General features: G+C 37.5%; 20 protein-coding genes and 1 tRNA gene. 20 read left to right on the plus strand and 1 reads right to left on the minus strand.

Annotation, left to right across the window (positions count from 1 at the left end; all coding sequences use genetic code 11):
* The first annotated feature begins 147 nt into the window (after window positions 1-147).
* The 18 genes from QZ289_RS06585 (at window position 148) to QZ289_RS06670 (ending at window position 14,542) form a co-directional block, all read left to right on the plus strand.
* Complete coding sequence (locus QZ289_RS06585) at window positions 148-975, plus strand: cysteine ABC transporter substrate-binding protein (protein WP_295700705.1); 828 nt, start codon at window positions 148-150, stop codon at window positions 973-975.
* Between the two features lie 92 nt (window positions 976-1,067).
* Window positions 1,068-1,670, plus strand: a complete 603-nt coding sequence (locus tag QZ289_RS06590) for a flagellar FLiS export co-chaperone (protein ID WP_295700708.1) — start codon at window positions 1,068-1,070, stop codon at window positions 1,668-1,670.
* Between the two features lie 4 nt (window positions 1,671-1,674).
* Entirely contained in the window at window positions 1,675-2,997 is a 1,323-nt protein-coding gene (gene gltX / locus QZ289_RS06595) for a glutamate--tRNA ligase (RefSeq protein WP_295700711.1), read from the plus strand.
* 42 nt (window positions 2,998-3,039) lie between these two features.
* Window positions 3,040-3,339: a YggT family protein gene (locus tag QZ289_RS06600; protein ID WP_295700713.1), complete on the plus strand. Its 300-nt coding sequence runs from the start codon at window positions 3,040-3,042 to the stop codon at window positions 3,337-3,339.
* Window positions 3,340-3,346: 7 nt separating this feature from the next.
* Window positions 3,347-4,978, plus strand: coding sequence for a lytic transglycosylase domain-containing protein (locus tag QZ289_RS06605; protein ID WP_295700716.1), 1,632 nt, complete (start codon window positions 3,347-3,349; stop codon window positions 4,976-4,978).
* A gap of 10 nt (window positions 4,979-4,988) precedes the next feature.
* A complete protein-coding gene (gene galU / locus QZ289_RS06610; RefSeq protein WP_295700719.1) occupies window positions 4,989-5,810 on the plus strand; it encodes a UTP--glucose-1-phosphate uridylyltransferase GalU in 822 nt (273 codons plus the stop codon).
* A 45-nt stretch (window positions 5,811-5,855) separates the two neighbouring features.
* Complete coding sequence (locus QZ289_RS06615) at window positions 5,856-6,221, plus strand: hypothetical protein (protein ID WP_295700722.1); 366 nt, start codon at window positions 5,856-5,858, stop codon at window positions 6,219-6,221.
* A gap of 11 nt (window positions 6,222-6,232) precedes the next feature.
* Window positions 6,233-7,498, plus strand: coding sequence for a UDP-N-acetylglucosamine 1-carboxyvinyltransferase (gene murA / locus QZ289_RS06620; RefSeq protein ID WP_295700725.1), 1,266 nt, complete (start codon window positions 6,233-6,235; stop codon window positions 7,496-7,498).
* 21 nt (window positions 7,499-7,519) lie between these two features.
* A complete protein-coding gene (locus QZ289_RS06625) occupies window positions 7,520-8,104 on the plus strand; it encodes a toxin-antitoxin system YwqK family antitoxin (RefSeq protein ID WP_295700728.1) in 585 nt (194 codons plus the stop codon).
* 17 nt (window positions 8,105-8,121) lie between these two features.
* Window positions 8,122-8,904: a toxin-antitoxin system YwqK family antitoxin gene (locus tag QZ289_RS06630; RefSeq protein WP_295700730.1), complete on the plus strand. Its 783-nt coding sequence runs from the start codon at window positions 8,122-8,124 to the stop codon at window positions 8,902-8,904.
* 579 nt (window positions 8,905-9,483) lie between these two features.
* Window positions 9,484-9,993 carry a Sec-independent protein translocase protein TatB gene (gene tatB, locus QZ289_RS06635; RefSeq protein ID WP_295700733.1) on the plus strand — a complete coding sequence of 170 codons (510 nt, stop codon included), beginning with the start codon at window positions 9,484-9,486 and terminating at the stop codon, window positions 9,991-9,993.
* Entirely contained in the window at window positions 9,993-10,757 is a 765-nt protein-coding gene (tatC, locus tag QZ289_RS06640; protein ID WP_295700737.1) for a twin-arginine translocase subunit TatC, read from the plus strand. The genes tatB and tatC overlap by 1 nt, the downstream gene beginning before the upstream one ends.
* A 5-nt stretch (window positions 10,758-10,762) precedes the next feature.
* Window positions 10,763-11,842: a tRNA preQ1(34) S-adenosylmethionine ribosyltransferase-isomerase QueA gene (gene queA / locus QZ289_RS06645; protein WP_295700738.1), complete on the plus strand. Its 1,080-nt coding sequence runs from the start codon at window positions 10,763-10,765 to the stop codon at window positions 11,840-11,842.
* Window positions 11,839-12,435 (plus strand): 16S rRNA (guanine(527)-N(7))-methyltransferase RsmG, encoded by a 597-nt coding sequence (rsmG, locus tag QZ289_RS06650; RefSeq protein WP_295700741.1) that lies wholly within the window; start codon window positions 11,839-11,841, stop codon window positions 12,433-12,435. The genes queA and rsmG overlap by 4 nt, the downstream gene beginning before the upstream one ends.
* 36 nt (window positions 12,436-12,471) lie before the next feature.
* Window positions 12,472-12,705 (plus strand): PP0621 family protein, encoded by a 234-nt coding sequence (locus QZ289_RS06655; RefSeq protein ID WP_295700744.1) that lies wholly within the window; start codon window positions 12,472-12,474, stop codon window positions 12,703-12,705.
* Window positions 12,702-13,160, plus strand: a complete 459-nt coding sequence (locus tag QZ289_RS06660; RefSeq protein WP_295700746.1) for a hypothetical protein — start codon at window positions 12,702-12,704, stop codon at window positions 13,158-13,160. The genes QZ289_RS06655 and QZ289_RS06660 overlap by 4 nt, the downstream gene beginning before the upstream one ends.
* Window positions 13,139-13,226: transfer RNA gene (locus tag QZ289_RS06665), tRNA-Ser, on the plus strand. Before QZ289_RS06660 ends, QZ289_RS06665 begins: the two co-directional genes overlap by 22 nt.
* A gap of 191 nt (window positions 13,227-13,417) precedes the next feature.
* Window positions 13,418-14,542 (plus strand): site-specific integrase, encoded by a 1,125-nt coding sequence (locus QZ289_RS06670; protein WP_295700749.1) that lies wholly within the window; start codon window positions 13,418-13,420, stop codon window positions 14,540-14,542.
* An 11-nt stretch (window positions 14,543-14,553) separates the two neighbouring features.
* On the opposite strand, the gene QZ289_RS06675 is transcribed toward QZ289_RS06670, so the two are convergent.
* On the minus strand, window positions 14,554-15,141 hold the full coding sequence (locus QZ289_RS06675; RefSeq protein ID WP_295700752.1) for a BRO family protein: 588 nt from the start codon (window positions 15,139-15,141) through the stop codon (window positions 14,554-14,556).
* A gap of 442 nt (window positions 15,142-15,583) precedes the next feature.
* Here QZ289_RS06675 and QZ289_RS06680 point away from each other — a divergent pair, with 442 nt between their 5' ends.
* Both QZ289_RS06680 and QZ289_RS06685 read left to right on the plus strand, forming a co-directional pair.
* A complete protein-coding gene (locus tag QZ289_RS06680; protein WP_295700754.1) occupies window positions 15,584-15,814 on the plus strand; it encodes a hypothetical protein in 231 nt (76 codons plus the stop codon).
* Between the two features lie 106 nt (window positions 15,815-15,920).
* Entirely contained in the window at window positions 15,921-16,988 is a 1,068-nt protein-coding gene (locus QZ289_RS06685; protein ID WP_295700756.1) for a ParA family protein, read from the plus strand.
* Window positions 16,989-17,027: the final 39 nt, after the last annotated feature.

Below are 17,027 nucleotides of genomic sequence, written 5' to 3' on the forward strand. Positions count from 1 at the left end.
TTTACATATCAAGGTTGCAACGCTATGGCCAATATGTGATTTAGGGCGAGATTTATCAGCTTAAGACCCCCTAGTATATTTACTCCTTGCATATTTTTTTATGGCACAATCAATATATGTTAAAACTATATTTCAAAAGGAGTGGTAATGAAAAAATGGCTTTTGGCAGCAATAAGCGTAATATTCATTGTAGGACTAAGTAGCTGTGGTGAAAGCACAACACAGGAGCAAGTACAAGATACAATAGAACAAATCAAGCAAAGAGGCGTTGTGCGCATAGGTGTATTTGGAGATAAGCCTCCTTTTGGATTTGTTAATAAAGATGGAAAAAACGATGGTTTTGATGTGTATATCGCAAAACGTATTGCAAAGGATTTATTAGGAGATGAGAACAAAGTTGAGTTTATCCTTACAGAAGCTGCCTCACGTGTAGAGTTTTTGCGCGCTAATAAGGTTGATATTATTATGGCGAATTTCACCAAAACCCCCGAACGAGAAAGAGTAGTAGATTTTGCTAAACCTTATATGAAAGTTTCACTTGGCGTTGTCTCTCCTGATGGCAAGATTCAAAGTATTGATGATTTAAAGGATAAAAAGCTCATTGTCAATAAAGGCACTACGGCTGATGTGTTTTTCACAAAAAACTACCCCGACATTACATTGCTTAAATATGAGCAAAATACCGAAGCATTCCTTGCTCTCAAGGACAAAAGAGGCGATGCCTTAGTACACGATAATACCCTTGTGCTTGCGTGGGCTAAGGAGAATGAGGGCTTTGGTGTGGGAATCCCTCATTTGGGTGAGGAAGATGTTATTGCTCCTGCTGTCAAAAAGGGAAATGTGGAGCTTAAAAATTGGCTTGATAATGAAATTGATGCACTCACACACAATGGCTTTATTAAAGAGGCTTATGACAAAACACTCGCCCCTATTTTTGGTGAGGAGATGGCAGATTCTGTCATTTTCTCTCATTGATACAAGAGACTACGAGGTTTTAAGACTTTGTAGTCTTTCTATTTAAACCCTTTAAACAAAACATTTCATATTAAGAGATAATGGAATAAAAGGTGCTTAGATTAAAGCAAAACTCCATTATGACGAGGTTTGATATGCAAGATATACTCTCCACATTTCAAAAGCATATAGGCGCACAATTTAACCCACAAGACCAAGAGGCTAATATTTATACTCCAAGCAGTATTCATAAGTTTGGGGAGAATATTAAGGGGGCAAATGAGTTCATTGGCACATTACAAAGTGCCTCGCTTACATTAAAGAAGATTCTAAAAATCGCTCAAAGTGCCTCAATACAGGATTTGTATATCAAAAAGGCAAACATAAAAGATGTTATCGATAATGCTTCTTTTATGGGCATGTCTTTATTTGATACAGAATTTAATATGACCTTTAATTCAAAATCTTATTTATGCGTTATTGAAAACCCTCTACTGCTCTGCCCCAATGATACTGCCATAGAGTTAGATTCTCAGGAGGCGCAAGAACCTATGAATGCGCTTATCGCATATACAGAGGATAAACTACAAGAGATTAGCCATATACTCGTAGAGATTAGTGAAGCCCTTGTAGCACCTAGCACACCTGCGAGTAGGGAGGAATATAATTTTGAGGACTTTAGCCCCTCACAATTTACACAAATGTTTAAGGCATAAATAAATGCTACGATTTGCTCCTTCCCCCACAGGCGATATGCACATAGGTAATTTGAGGGCGGCTATATTTAATTATATTATAGCCAAACAAAGCGGAGAGAAGTTTCTTATCCGTATTGAAGATACAGATATTACACGAAATATTGAGGGGAAGGATAAGGAGATTCTAAGTATCCTTAATCTTTTTGGGCTTTTGTGGGATAATCTTGTGTATCAAAGCGATAATTTCACCCGTCATCGCCAATTTGCAGAATATTTAATCAGCAAGAATTTAGCCTTTTATTGCTACTGCTCAAAAGATTTTTTAGAGGGCAAACGCGCCTTAGCTAAGGAGCAAAAAAAGCCATTTCGTTACAACCCAGAATGGGCGGAGCTAGAAAAGCAGAGTAATCCCCACCCTGTCGTGCGTATCCGCGCTGCAAGTGGCCCCATTAGCTTTGAGGATAGTATTAAAGGCAAAGTAACATTTGAGCCGCACGAAATTGATAGCTTTGTGATTCTAAAAGAAGATGGAATCCCCACGTATAACTTTGCCTGTGCGGTTGATGATATGCTCTATGATGTGAGCTTTGTAGTGCGAGGAGAGGACCACGTAAGTAATACACCCAAGCAGATTCTTATTCATCGCTATTTGGGCTATGATAAGGTGTTAGGATATGCACATTTGCCCATTATACTTGGCGAGAGTGGCAGTAAAATGAGTAAGCGCGATAGTGCTTCATCAGTAGCGTGGCTCCTTGAGGAGGGATTCTTACCTCAAGCGATTGTGAATTATCTTGTCTCTATGGGGAATCGCACGCCTATGGAAGTATTTAAACTGCAGGATTGCTATGAGTGGTTTGATATAAAGTATATTGCAAAATCGCCCGTGAAGTTTGATATGCCGAGATTGCGATTTTTGAATCGGGAGCATTTAAAAATGCTAAACGAGCAGGAGTTCGCCCTTTTGCTTAATAGCGAAGATGCGAGTATTGGGGCTTTAGCAAAGTTACATTTGCAAGAAGCAAGCATACTAAATGAGATTAGAACAAAAATAGATATGATTTTTGCTCCAAAATGTATTACACAAATGGAGAATAATGAATCTTTTGAAGCAGAATGCAAGATACTCTATCAATATTTGCGCGAGATGATAGAGAGCCATAGTGAATCTTTGAAAGATTATGAAAGTTTAAAAAAAGAGCTAATGCAGCGCAGTAGTCTCAAAGGAAAGAAATTTTTTAAGCCTTTAAGAATCTTGCTTACAGGGACTACTCATGGCTTGGAATTAAGTGAGATTTATCCATATTTACGCTTCTTTTTGGCAGATATTGTTACCCTAGATTGACAAGATTATTCTATGCTTCCATAAGTAAAAAGGGAGGATAGAATGGTTTTAGGCACTTTTTTAGACGCTATAGCGGTTATATTGAGTATGCTTCTTAATTTGTATGTGTGGATCATTGTGATTGCCACACTTGTGAGCTGGGTGCGCCCTGACCCCTTTAATCCTATCGTGCAGCTGCTTAATCGCCTCACTCAGCCTCTTTATGTAAGATTGCGCAAGTTTATGCCCACGACCATTAATGGCATTGACTTTTCGCCTTTAATTGTCGCAGTGGCATTAAAGTTTATTGATCTGTCTTTTGTGCAGCTTTTGCGTAATGTCGCGCAAACTTTGACGATATGAGATTGTGATGATGAAAATATGTATTTTATGGTTGATGGCTTTTGCTATGGCTTTTGCTAATGCGAAAATCACGCTTGAGTTTTTAGAATCTAAGCCAAAGGGTCTAGCGAGGGATTTTTATATTTGGCAATTCTTGGGCGATGAGCACACATCTCTGCAAGATGCCCTCAAGGCTTATGATTTAATATATCGTAAAACTTCTAAACTTGATAGTTTAATGAATGCAAAAGGCAAAGCAAGTGAAATGCCACGTGAGCTATACTGCCAAAGTCTTAATTTTGATAAACTCAAAAAGCAGGATAAGGCTTGTATTAAAGTAGGTTTGAATCTAGCAAGTATCTCCTCTATGCCTCAAAAAAATAAAGATTTTTTGCTTAATACCTTTAAAGATGATGTAGTTTTTAGAAAACGTATTGAAATTCTAAGCTCTCCGCAAATACTCACCAGTATGCTTAAAAGCGATGCACAGACTTTTGCAAGTATTTATGAAGTATTAAGAGCGAGTAATCGCCTCCATATTCTTGATCAAAATATTAAGCCCCAAGCCCTTAAAAAGCTTGCTGATGAGAATAATAAAGCCTTTAATGCTATGCTTGAGCGCATTATTGTAAGTCAAGATAAGACATATGATAAGTTTAAAAAATCGCTTGTTGGTGCTAATATTACCGGAGCAGATTCTTATACGCTTTTTATGCTAGGGCTTAATGAGATATTGCATAATCAGCCCCAAAAAGCACTTACATATTTCAAACACTCAAGCACAAAAGCCACTACCCCTATGCAAAAAAATCGCACATTACTCTGGCAGTATTTTTTAAGCAATGATAAAAGTATGCTTGAAAGTCTCTCTAGTAGTACAAATGTTGATGTATATACGATTTATGCTACCCAAAAGCTTAAGGTAGAGCCAAAATATCAGGTTGTTACAGATTTGGGCAAACTCTCATCAAGAAAACCTAAATTCGACATCAAAGATCCCTTCCAATGGCAACTCTTAAAAGATAGCCTCACGCAAGTAAAAAGTCAAAAAGATTTAGAAGAGCTTAGTAAACATTTTGCCTATAAAGATACAAGTCCGCATTTAGCGTATGTGCTTAATCAAATGAATAATTTTAAGATTCACTATTTTATCACACCCTTTAGCGATAAGCTAAAATGGAAGGATGATAGCCAAAAGGCTTTTACCTATGCTATTGCTAAGCAGGAAAGCACTCTTTTGCCCGCACTTGTTTCAACTTCTTATGCGCTTGGTATGATGCAAATTATGCCTTTTAATGTCCAACCCTTTGCGAAAAGCCTAAAACGTGATAACATTACTTTAGAAGATATGTTTGATCCTATCACTGCACTTGAATTTGGCACATTCTATCTTGATGACTTAAGCAGAGAGTTTAAACATCAACTTTTTGTATCTTATGCATATAATGGCGGACCGAGCTTCTTGAGACGTGTATTAAAAAGCAAAATGCTTTTTTTGAAAAATCGCAATTATGAGCCTTGGCTATCAATGGAGCTTATTCCCTATAGAGAATCTCGTGATTATGGCTTAAGAGTTATAGCAAATTATATTGTTTATCAAGCAACCTTTGGGAATCATATTAATCTTGAAGATTATCTTAAGCAAACATTGGTAAATTAAAGGAGTTTTTATGATACTTAAATGCTTATTTCCTGCTGCAGGGTATGGCACACGATTTTTACCTGCGACCAAGGCAATGCCCAAAGAAATGCTTCCTGTGCTTACTAAACCACTCATTCAATATGGTGTAGAAGAAGCAATGGAGGCAGGGTGTTGCAATATAGGCATTGTAACAGGAAGAGGAAAAAGAAGCATAGAAGATCATTTTGATATAAATTATGAACTAGAACATCAAATATCTGGCACTGACAAAGAAGAGCTTTTAAAGAGTATTAGACAAGTAACGCAATCTTGCACATTTTCTTATACAAGACAAAATGAAATGAAAGGCTTAGGACATGCTATACTTACAGGTGAAACACTCATTGGTAATGAAGCCTTTGGCGTGATACTCGCTGATGACTTGTGCATTAACCCAAATGGAAAGAGTGTGCTTAGCCAAATGGTAACTTTATATAAAAAATATCATTGCTCCATTGTGGCTATTGAAGAAGTCAAAGCAAATGAAGTGGATAAATATGGTATCATACAAGGCGAAGAGATAGAATCGAATGTGTATCGTGTAAGTGATATGGTGGAAAAGCCCCATATTGACAAAGCTCCAAGTAATTTAGCGATTATTGGACGCTATATTTTAACACCTGATATTTTTGATATTTTGCGTGTTACTAAGCCGGGCAAAAAAGGCGAGATACAAATCACGGATGCTCTTTTAGAACAAGCAAAACAAGGACGTGTATTGGCTTACAAATTTCAAGGTAGTCGTTATGATTGTGGCAGTGTCGATGGCTATGTCAAAGCGACTATGGCATTTTATGAGCAATTTCAGTAATCAATGTTTGGTCTTAGTTTTTATGTTATTTGTTGGTTGTTGTTTTTGCTGCTATGCTTACCCATTATTTTTGCAGGACTTTTAGCTATTGCACTTGAAATAGAAAGGGCAGTAGTTACTGAAAGTCGTTTAAAGGGTATTTCACGTGAATTTAATAAATATGTAAATGACAACACAAAGCTTAGAGTTTTGCTTGAAGAGTTTATGCGCAGTTTAAAAAATTATCCTAAGGCAGGAGATGAATGCAATCTATGGCTTGATCTTATTTCACGTTTTGCTGCAAATATGAATCTTATGGAAGTTGAAGAAGTGGTGAATTTTCAAAATAGCTTAGAGAGTGCAAATCCTAATGAAAAAGCAAGTATTAAAGAAGCTATAGGAAAGGCTTTGCAAAAGCGACAAGGTAACTAAAGGATTATAATATGGATTATTTACAAATACATAAAAGTTTAAATCTTCAAGGCAGTGTATCTATCTCTGGGGCGAAAAATTCTGCCCTCCCCATTCTCGCAGCTACTTTGCTCTCTAGCAATGAAGTAAAAATTAGCAATTTGCCTGATGTGGCTGATGTGAAAACCTTAGCGAAACTTTTAGAGCATTTGGGCGTAAATATTATGTGGGAAAATAGTAATACCCTCACTTGCCACGCGGAGCAAATCGTCCATACCCGTGCCATTTATGATATTGTGCGCAAAATGCGTGCCTCTATCCTTGTGCTAGGACCACTTTTGGCGCGTTTTGGCTATTGTGAAGTAAGTTTGCCCGGTGGCTGTGCTATTGGAGCGCGTCCGGTGGATTTACATATCAAGGCTATGCAGAATCTTGGTGCAAGCATTCGAATTGAGGGCGGATACATCATTGCAGAGGCAAAGGGTGGATTAAAAGGAGCGGATATTTTCTTTGATAAAATCACCGTTACAGGTAGTGAAAATGTGATTATGGCAGCTGCCCTTGCACACGGCACGACACGTATTATTAATGCTGCTAAAGAGCCTGAGGTCGTGCAATTATGCGAGATTCTATCTGCAAGTGGCATAAAGATTACGGGCATTGGGAGTAATGAATTAAGCATAGAGGGTAGCGGAGGAGAACTGCTTAATTTTATGCCTATTAGTGTGATACCCGATAGAATCGAAGCAGGGACATATCTCTGTGCTGGGGCGATTACCAATTCATCTATCACATTGCAAAATGTCCAAAACACACATCTTGTAGCCATTACGGATAAACTAGAGGAAATTGGCTTTAGCTTTGAAAAAACATCTCATAGCCTTACTTTGCTCCCGGCAAAGCATTTGAATCCTTTTGAGATTATCACTACTGAATATCCCGGATTCCCCACAGATATGCAGGCGCAGTTTATGGCATTAGCGACACAATGTGAAGGCACAAGTGTGATTGAAGAGCGGCTTTTTGAAAATCGCTTTATGCACGTGAGCGAATTGCAGCGGCTAGGAGCGGATATTTCACTCAAAGGCAATCACGCTACGATTAAGGGTGTAACGCCATTGCGTGGGGCTGATGTAATGGCGACAGATTTACGTGCGAGTTCTGCGCTTATCTTAGCCGCACTTGTGAGTAATGGTAGCACAAATATTCATAGAATCTACCACCTTGATAGGGGCTATGAGCAAATCGAGCATAAGTTGCGCAACTTGGGTGTGCAGATTATACGCTTACAGAGCTAAGATGAATAAAAAGGGGATAAAATGCGGATTGTGCGATATATTGGGTGTTTGATAGCGGCGGCATTATGGGCACAAGAATCTTTAGAGTATGATTTGCGAATCTCCTATACAGGCGATAAAAATGCACCCACTACGATTAAAACGCAATATTGTAAAGGCACAACGACAAAATGCGGTAAGCAAATCAAAATTTCGCATAATGGCGTTTTGCTTTTTAAGGCGTATTATAAAAATGGAGAGTATGATGGGGAGGTGCTATCATATTATCCTAATGGCACATTGCACGAAAGCCGTGTGTATATTGAGGGTAAGGAAATAGGCAAACGTGTAACATACCATCGTAATGGCAAGATTCAAAGCGAACAAATGTATAGCTTGAATAAACGCGAAGGAGAGGGTAAGAAATATTATGAAGATGGGGTATTGCAAGCGCATTTTACTTTTAAAAATGATAGGCTTGATGGTGTAAGAAAAGAGTTTGATAAAAAAGGTATCCTTATTTATCAAACGCTCTATAAAGATGGCAAAAAGCAATCTATGAAGCAATACAATACACAAGGAGAAGTAATTGAGAGCAAAAATTGCCGTTGGCAGGCTTGTTATTGATACCAAAGGAGGGGAAATTGAAAAAGTATATTATACAATGGACAAAGATTATTGCAGGAAGTATAGCACTTTGTGTTTTATATGGTTGTATGGAGCAAGAGCCTAGTATTGCACAAGGCAATGAAGTTCAGCCACAAGTAGCATATCCTGCCAACTCACATACGTCTAAAACCAAAACTACCAAGCCTAGAGTATCCTCCTCATCGCGTGCGGTTCCTAATAAGGTAACTCCTCGTATTGCTCCTGCAATACGTCAAAAAGATATGTCACAGCAAAATGCAGAAGATACACTAGGTTCTAAAGACACCCCTTATACACAAAATATACTTGAAGAAATCAGTGGAGAGCAAAACAATGAAGAGGTGGAAGAAGATGGACGCGCTTATAGGGCGGTTATCACCTACAAACCGGGGACAAAAATCAAACACGGCAAGGAGACGCTTTATTATCTTGATGGGGGTGTAGCACAGATAGCATTTTATGTTGATGGTAAAAAAGAAGGGCTATATCAAATTTTTTCTCAAAAAGGAGTGCTGATTTATGAAGCTCATTATAGTGCAGGAGTTTTGCACGGATTATGCCGACTTTTTGATATAACAAATGGAAATCTAAAAAGTGAGATGAATTTTGTTGATGGCTTGCAAGATGGAGAGATGAAAATATATGATACATCAGGGTTGCCTTGGCATAGTTTGCAATATAAAGATGGCAAAAAAGAAGGTATTGCTAAAGAGTTTGATGAGCAAGGCAAAGTTATACGAGAAGTAATGTATCGCGATGATAAAGAAATAAAGCAATAACACAAATCTTGATCGAGCATTTGTGGTGGTATGTCTCACCCTAAAAGAGCGTATAATCATCAAACAGAGGTAAGAACAATGTTTATTTAAGCAAAATAAGGGGTTGAAATAACCCCAACACACTTAAAAGGTGAGATTTGCAAAAAAGATTGACAAAGTGCAAAAAAAATAGCTAAAATGCAAATGCTTATTTAGGCGTGTTATTTGAGAATCTCATTTGTGTCTTTAAGCAAACAAGGCGTTTAGGTCTAAATATGTCTTTGTTGCGGCCTTTTTGGGCATTATTCCAGCCCCTTACACGTTATATGGATTCTGTATTTCTATCCCATTCGAGGACATACTTCATTTAAAGAAACAATACGATTTAAACTTAAAAACATACTTGGTCGATAGACAAACAAGTGCGGGAAAGTTCTTGTAAAACATTAGTTGTAATAATTCTTGTATAGTTGTCCTAAAAATTCGCTTTAAGGAAAGCTTTGCAGAAAATGGCAATGCAAGGGCGTATAGGATTCTTTCCATCTTGGTATAATAGTGTAGAGATTATGTTATGGGTTCAATTCTTAAGGATATGATTTTATGTTTGGTATTGGCATTTTTGAACTTTTAGTGATTTTGATTGTGGCAGTGATTGCCCTAGGACCTGAGAAACTACCACAAACCATTGTTGATATTGTCAAATTCTTTCGTGCTGTGCGCAAAACAATGGTAGAAGCAAAGGAAAGCTTTGACAAAGAAATTCAACTTTCAGAAATCAAGCAAGAAGCCCTCAAATACAAAAATACGCTCACAGAGGAAGTTGATAAACTCACCAAAGATATGCAGCTTGATGAATTACGCCAAATCAGTGTAGATACCCTCAAACCATTAGATGAGGCTAAGAAAACCATTAATGAAGAGGCAAATGCCTTGCAAGGCACACTACAAACACTCAATACAGAAATCAGCTATACCACCCCTCAAAGCCCCGCTGAAGTAGTCCGAGATTCTCAAAATATCGCTCCATCTACGCAGAATCTAGCTTCCACACTAGATAGCTCAAATAAAGACAATTCACCACCACATAGTAGCATACATAAGGAAGTATAATGCTAGAAGATTTAAAGCCTCATATACAAGATTTACGCAAGCGGCTTATCATTAGCGTTTGTGTGTTTTTTGCCGCTTTTATTGTGTGCTTTGGCTTTTGGGAAATTATTTTTGCCTTTATCAAAGCGCCTTTGGTCGATGTGCTAGGAAGTGAGGTTCGGGGGAAATTTATTGCTTCGGGTATGATAGAGGGCATTTTTATCGCTATGAAGTCTGCGCTTTTTGCTGCACTTGTCCTTGCTATGCCTGTAATTTTTTGGCAGACGTGGATTTTTGTCGCGCCGGGCTTGTATAAACACGAAAAAAAGGTGGTTGTCCCCTTTGTGTTTTTTGGCACGATGATGTTTGCTATTGGTGTGGCTTTCTCCTATTATGGAGTGCTGCCCTTTATTATCAAAAATGTTCTGTTATTTGGTAATGATCAGTTTGAAGCCTATATCACAGCGGAAAATTATTTTACCTTTTTTATCCGCTTGGTTATTGGCTTTGGCATTGCCTTTGAGCTGCCTGTGTTATGCTTTTTCTTGGGTAAAGTTGGGCTAATTACTGATGAGAGTTTAAAGGGCTTTTTCAAATATGCTGTTGTGTTGATTTTCATCATTGCTGCCATTATTGCCCCGCCTGATGTGATTTCACAGATTCTCTTAGCCATTCCTCTCACAGGGCTTTATGGTATTTCTATCCTTGTGCTTAAATGGGTCAATCCTGCCACCATCATTGTAGAAGAAGATGAAGAATCAAATCAACCCCCTAGCAAAGAGTAATCTTAATGAGCCATTATGATTTCAATACAGACTTTATGCTTTCAAGTTATGATTATATTTTGCCCCAAAGTGCGATAGCCCAAAGCCCTGCTAATCCTAGAGAGAGTGCTAAACTCCTCGTGTATGAAAGGCAGAGTGGGCGCATTACCCATAGTGATTTTTATCATTTTTGTGATTTTGTGCCACAAGAGACACTACTTGTGTTAAATGACACAAAGGTGCTTAAGGCAAGAATCTATGCCCATAAGCATAATTCCCATACGCAAACCTCCAAGCAATATGAAATCTTTTTTCACAAATTTTTAGAATCTGCACAACCCTCCACACTTTGCCTCACACAAATTAAAGGTCGTGTGAAAAATGGAGATAAGCTTGTGCTTATAGATTCTATTCTTACTTCGCCTATCATCGCTCACGTGCTGCAATGCTGTGAAAATGGGATGCGAGTGGTGCAATTCACACAGGATAATGAATCTTTAAGCCCCACTCAAGTGCTTGCTATGCTCCAAAAATACGGGCATATCCCGCTTCCACCTTATATCAAACGCAATGATTCTCCTAATGATGGGCTTTTTTATCAAAGCGTGTTTGCCACTCATTTAGGCTCTGTTGCTGCGCCTACGGCTTCTTTGCATTTTAGTGAAAAGAGCTTAGAATCTATGCGCCTACGTTTTGCAATGTGCTTTATCACGCTTCACATTGGCGCGGGGACATTTATGGGTGTGGAGAGTGCGGACATTCGCCATCATCATATACATACAGAATCTTACTCACTCACACAAGAGAGTGCTAATAAGATTCAAAAAGCGCACAAAGTGCTGTGTATTGGCACGACAGCGGCTCGTTGTGTGGAGCATTATATGCGATACAGACAATTAAGCGGGGAATGTAATATATTTTTATATCCAAGTGTGGAATTTCAGCGAGTGAATTATTTACTTACAAATTTTCATCTCCCTAAAAGCACTTTACTTATGCTTGTAAGCGCGATGGTAGGGAGGGAAAAATGCCTAGAACTCTATCAAATCGCCCTGCAAAATGGCTATAAATTCTACTCCTATGGCGATGGAATGCTCATCCTATGATACATTTACAAGAGAGACTCATTAAGCAGCACATTATGCTGCCCGATGTGTGCTACAAGCAATTTAATATCTTTGGCGAGGAACTCCTTAAATGGAATAAGATTCACAATCTTACGGGTGCTAGCAGTATGGAATCTGTGGCGGAAAATATTTTTGATTCCCTCTATCCGCTAAAATTTGTTGATGAGTTTAAAAGTTGTATGGATGTGGGCTCGGGAGGTGGATTTCCTGCTATTCCTTTAGCCATTGCCAAGCCGGAGGTGTATTTTATCCTCGTAGAGCCGCGACAAAAACGGGCTTGTTTTTTGCAAAATATCGCGCTTGAATTGGGCTTAGGAAATGTGCAGGTGAGGGCGACATCGATTCAAGATGTGCCTATTGCTGAAGTGAATAATTTATCGCTCATCACTTCTCGCGCCCTTATGGACGCTAAGACGCTTATTGCCCTTTGTCGCAAGTTCCTTAAAAGTGATGGATATTTTTTGCTTTATAAGGGCTCGCGATTCCGCCAAGAAATGCCAAGTATGAGCGTAGAGGAGTGCTTCGTGCGGGAAAATCGCATTTATTATTACAAGCACAGCCGCGATTTGTAAAACTATAAGATTATTTAAGATTAAAGGAGGATTCTAATGAAATTTCTTATCATACTTTTTGCTTTAGCATTATTTGCCTTTATGATGGTTCGCCCTCTGCTAAAAGGGAGTGGTAAAAGTGCTAAAAAGCCTAAAAAGACACAAGATGATATTGAAGAAATGTGCCAATGCACCCATTGTGGGGTTTATGCCTCTGTGAGAGAATCTTTCCTTGCTGATGGGTTATATTTTTGCTCTAAAAAATGCCTAGAAAAGGGGGCCAAGCAATGATTATCATAGGACATTCTGCCATTGCTTACACGCCTTTTGTGAAAATTAGTGCCTTACAAGAGATTGCTCATACGCATCAATCGTGCATTGTGTGGTTTGATAGTGCTGCTATTAAACCTCCACTAGGCTTTGACATCGCCGCACATTGTCATAACAATCAAGTGCCTTATGCGGTGATGATTCGCAATCTTGAGGAGTTGCTCCTCTATGCTGCGCTTTCCCCGCAATATCTCATTATCGCTAAAGCCGCACAAAGCAAGGCAAAGGCATTCCAGCGCGTTATAGACCATTATTTGCTTGATTGTAAGTTACTCTGTGTAGTGAAATTAACCACCCAACTTCCCAAAATTGCGCAACTTGGTATTGATGGAGCAATCTTTAAGCAAGTTTTAGATAATATCCCCTCTCCGTATTTGCATAATTCATCAAATATAGAGAGGTGTCCGAGTGGTTGAAGGAGCACGCCTGGAACGCGTGTAAAGTGCAAGCTTTCGAGGGTTCGAATCCCTTCCTCTCTGCCATAGTTTTAACTTGCAAATCTTAAATTATCACTTACAATATTTTATATTATAAAATAACCTCTAAATACTCTATTTTATGGTATTATACGCTTCTTTTGATTATAAGCAATAATCACACATAATCTTGTAGAAAATCTAAAAAATACCACAAAATATTTTTTTAGTGGGGATAGATTGGGGATAGAAAAACTATGAAAAACTCTACAATAGCAATAGAAAATAGCACTCAAAAAAGTAAAATGGGGATACATAAAACAAATCATAAGCACAATGCTACACTTAAAACAAGTCAAAAATATGAAGGAGTAAGAAGCAAAGAGCTTAATAATGGTGATATTGCTTACTATGTGCGATGGACTGATACAAATGGCAATAGATTTGAGCGTAAGGTTGGTACAAAGGCTAGTGGCTGGAGTGAGAAAAAGGCACACTTAAAAAGAATGGACATTATCAATGAGCCACACACGCCCACAAATCTTACTTTAGAATCTATCATCACACGCTATCTTGAAATCCAAAAAATAAGACTAAAACATCAAACTTTTATAGATTACAAAGGACAATGCCTTTTACACATCACTCCATTTTTTGGTGCATTTGCCCCGCAAAATATCCAAACAAAGCATATTACTGATTTTATGCTATCTCTTGAGGGCAAAAGCAATAAAACAATCAATAAGCTTCTTGAACGATTGCACTCCATTATGGAATTTGCCATAACAGAATACAAAATCCCTATGCAAAATCCACTAAAACTCATCAAAAAGCTAAAGCTCGATAATGCAAGAGAGCGATTTTTGCATAAAGATGAGATAGAAAAACTTTTACATGTGGCAAAAGAGCATAAAAATAAAGAAGTATATTATTTCTTTGTCCTTGCTTTTAGCACAGGAGCGAGGCTTAATAGCATTCTCAATATCAAGTTAGAAGATATTGACTTTAAGAATGACACTATTAAAATACAAGATTTTAAGAATAACTCTAAATACACAGCATTTCTTACACCTTTAGCGAAGCGAGTGTTGCAAGAGCATACAGAAAATATTATTTTCAAAACTCCAGAACGCACCATCACTAGAGCTATGCAAACGATACTTAATGAACTTTTTAACAAAGAGTTAGACCCTAAGGATAGAAAACATAGAGTGGTGATTCATACCACAAGACACACTTTTGCCTCACACCTCGCTATCAAAGGCACGCCGATTCAAATAATCCAAAAGCTCTTAAATCACAAAGACATACAAATGACGATGAGGTATGCTCATTTACTCCCTAATAGTGGGCGTGAATGGGTAGAGAAGCTATGGGAGTAGCCCCGCACTATTCAATGCAAGAAAAACTTCAACTCTATCCGACTTGATTCATTATCTTTGCTTATATTCCTTGCTTTTTTCAAAACATCGGGACGATGTTTGAGAGCTGATTTAAGGCGAGATTCTGCAAACTGCGCATTTGCCTCATATTTTTGTGCAAGCTTCCTAAGCACTTTTGCTAAAAAATGTGCATTTTGCGCAAAATCTGCCATAATCGCACAAGATTCCAAGAGATTATGTTCCGCGAGTAAATCTGTATTTGTGCTTCCATAACTCCCATTTTTGCGGATACTTGGCAGGACTTCATTAACCACCCATTGCCTAAAAGGCTTTGCCTTTGGTTTATCACTACGCATAAGCACAAAGTAGAGCTGGGGTTCAGTAATGAAGGTGGCTTGTTGGATTCCACCATTGGTTTGAAGGGGGTAACTTTGAGTTACCCCCTTTCCAAACTCTGCATTTATGGCTTCTAACATTCTTGAAGAATTAGTGTGTTCTAATACCTCGCAAATGTCCCTAAGGCAAAACAAAGGATTTTCATTATTGCCTAACACTCGCACTTGTCCTAAGTTTTCATTTTTAAACATTTGTAATTGCATCACTTATCCTTTTTTTCTAAATCTTTAATGCGTTTCTCAACGATATGCAAACGCCACTCATTCACGCCTACCCACCCAGCTAAGATGATTAACATCACAAATTCTATACTCATTTTTACTCCTTTTATGCTAGAATGTGCCTACACAATGATTAAGCCCCTCTCTAAGAGAGGGTTTGCCTAGCTTGTTAAGAGCTTGGCGATTGCTAACACATAGAAAGCAATCTGTAAGACTATCGCGATTAATCTTAGCTTTTTCATTGTGCCTTTCCTTTCTTGTTCTTGTGGTATGTTTTTACCTTTTAAGTAAAAACATACCACAATTATATACTTTTTTGATGATATTGTCAAGAGTAATATTACTTTTTTAATATATTCTTACATTTTTATTTACTCTTTAAGTAATTTTTGGTAAAATATTTTATAAACCAAAGGAATAAAAAATGAATAAAAAAGATTTTGATGCCAAACTTAAGAGTCTTGGTATTTCACGGCAAGATTTTTGCGATATGACAGGGTTAGCCTATAGTTCTGTGGCAAATTGGAAAGATGAGAGTAAGCCTATCCCTATTTGGGTAGATTCGTGGCTAGAGAATTATGCTAAAGCCAAAACTTTGGACGATGTCGCTAAGGCAATAAAGCCTTACTTAAAAGATGAGGATAAAAACATATAGCTACCGCTCACTTTCAAATTCTAAACTCATATTCCACCCATATAATTTAAGCAATATTTTGTTATAATTAATCTTTGAAGCTAAATACAAAAATGAGGGTATTAAAATGACTAAGTCAATATGTTTTTTTAATCATAAAGGTGGTGTTAGCAAAACAACAACAACATATAACTTAGGTTGGACTTTGTCCAAGTTAGGTAAAAGGACATTGTTGGTAGATTTAGACCCTCAATGTAATCTCACAGGACTTGTTTTGTCTAATCAAGCCTTAGATGATGAATTTATGAAAAATTTTTATCAAAATAGGCAATATATAACTTTTGAACCTATTGTTGAAAAAATTATCTCTGGAAAAATTATCTCTGAAATGGCAAATGATGGCAGTATTTATCCCGTAGACAATCAAAATTTGTTTTTACTTGCCGGAAGCTTAAATATTTCAGAGCTTGATAGTCAGATAACTACTGCATTAAAAATAACAACTGGATTACCTATACTTGGCAGAATAATTGCTAATTTTTTTGAGACTTTGGAAAAAATAGCTGAAAATAATGATATAGATTATTTGCTGTTTGATTTAAGTCCTAGTATTAGTGGACTCAATGAGCTTGCTTTAATGGGAAGTGATTATTTTATTGTTCCAACCAGTCCCGATTATTTTTGCCTACAAGCCATTCATTCTTTAAGTAAAAAAATAAACCAGTGGCATAAAGAAATAGAAGAATTTAAAAAAGACACCAAAATCAAAATTAAAAATAACCCTTTGTTCCTTGGTGCTATACAGCAAAGATATAGGCTTAGAAATGAAGCTCCAACAAAATCATTTGAAAAATGGATAAATGAAATAAGAAACGCGATTAATTCTGTTCTCGTCAACAAACTAAAACCCATTAATTGTGTCATCACAAAGGAATTATTCTCGAGTGTGGTTAATAAAAAATTCCCCAATTTACGCCCTTATGATTTGGCACAAATACCCGACTTTAACACCTTAATTGCAATTAGTCAAAGAAGCAGAAAACCTGTTTTTTTATTAGATGATGATGACCTAAAGACAGCACATCAATTTGGAAAAGCAATGGACACAAGTAAAGAGAAAATAAAAGATTTTCATAAATTATTTATGGATTTGGGGGAAATTATTATTAATTTAACCCAATCCAGACCAGCTTAAGGATGAAAATTTAACTCTCGTGGGTATTGCCTACAATCT

Origin of the sequence: uncultured Helicobacter sp. (assembly GCF_910577135.1) — a bacterium.
Taxonomy (GTDB): domain Bacteria; phylum Campylobacterota; class Campylobacteria; order Campylobacterales; family Helicobacteraceae; genus Helicobacter_C; species Helicobacter_C mastomyrinus.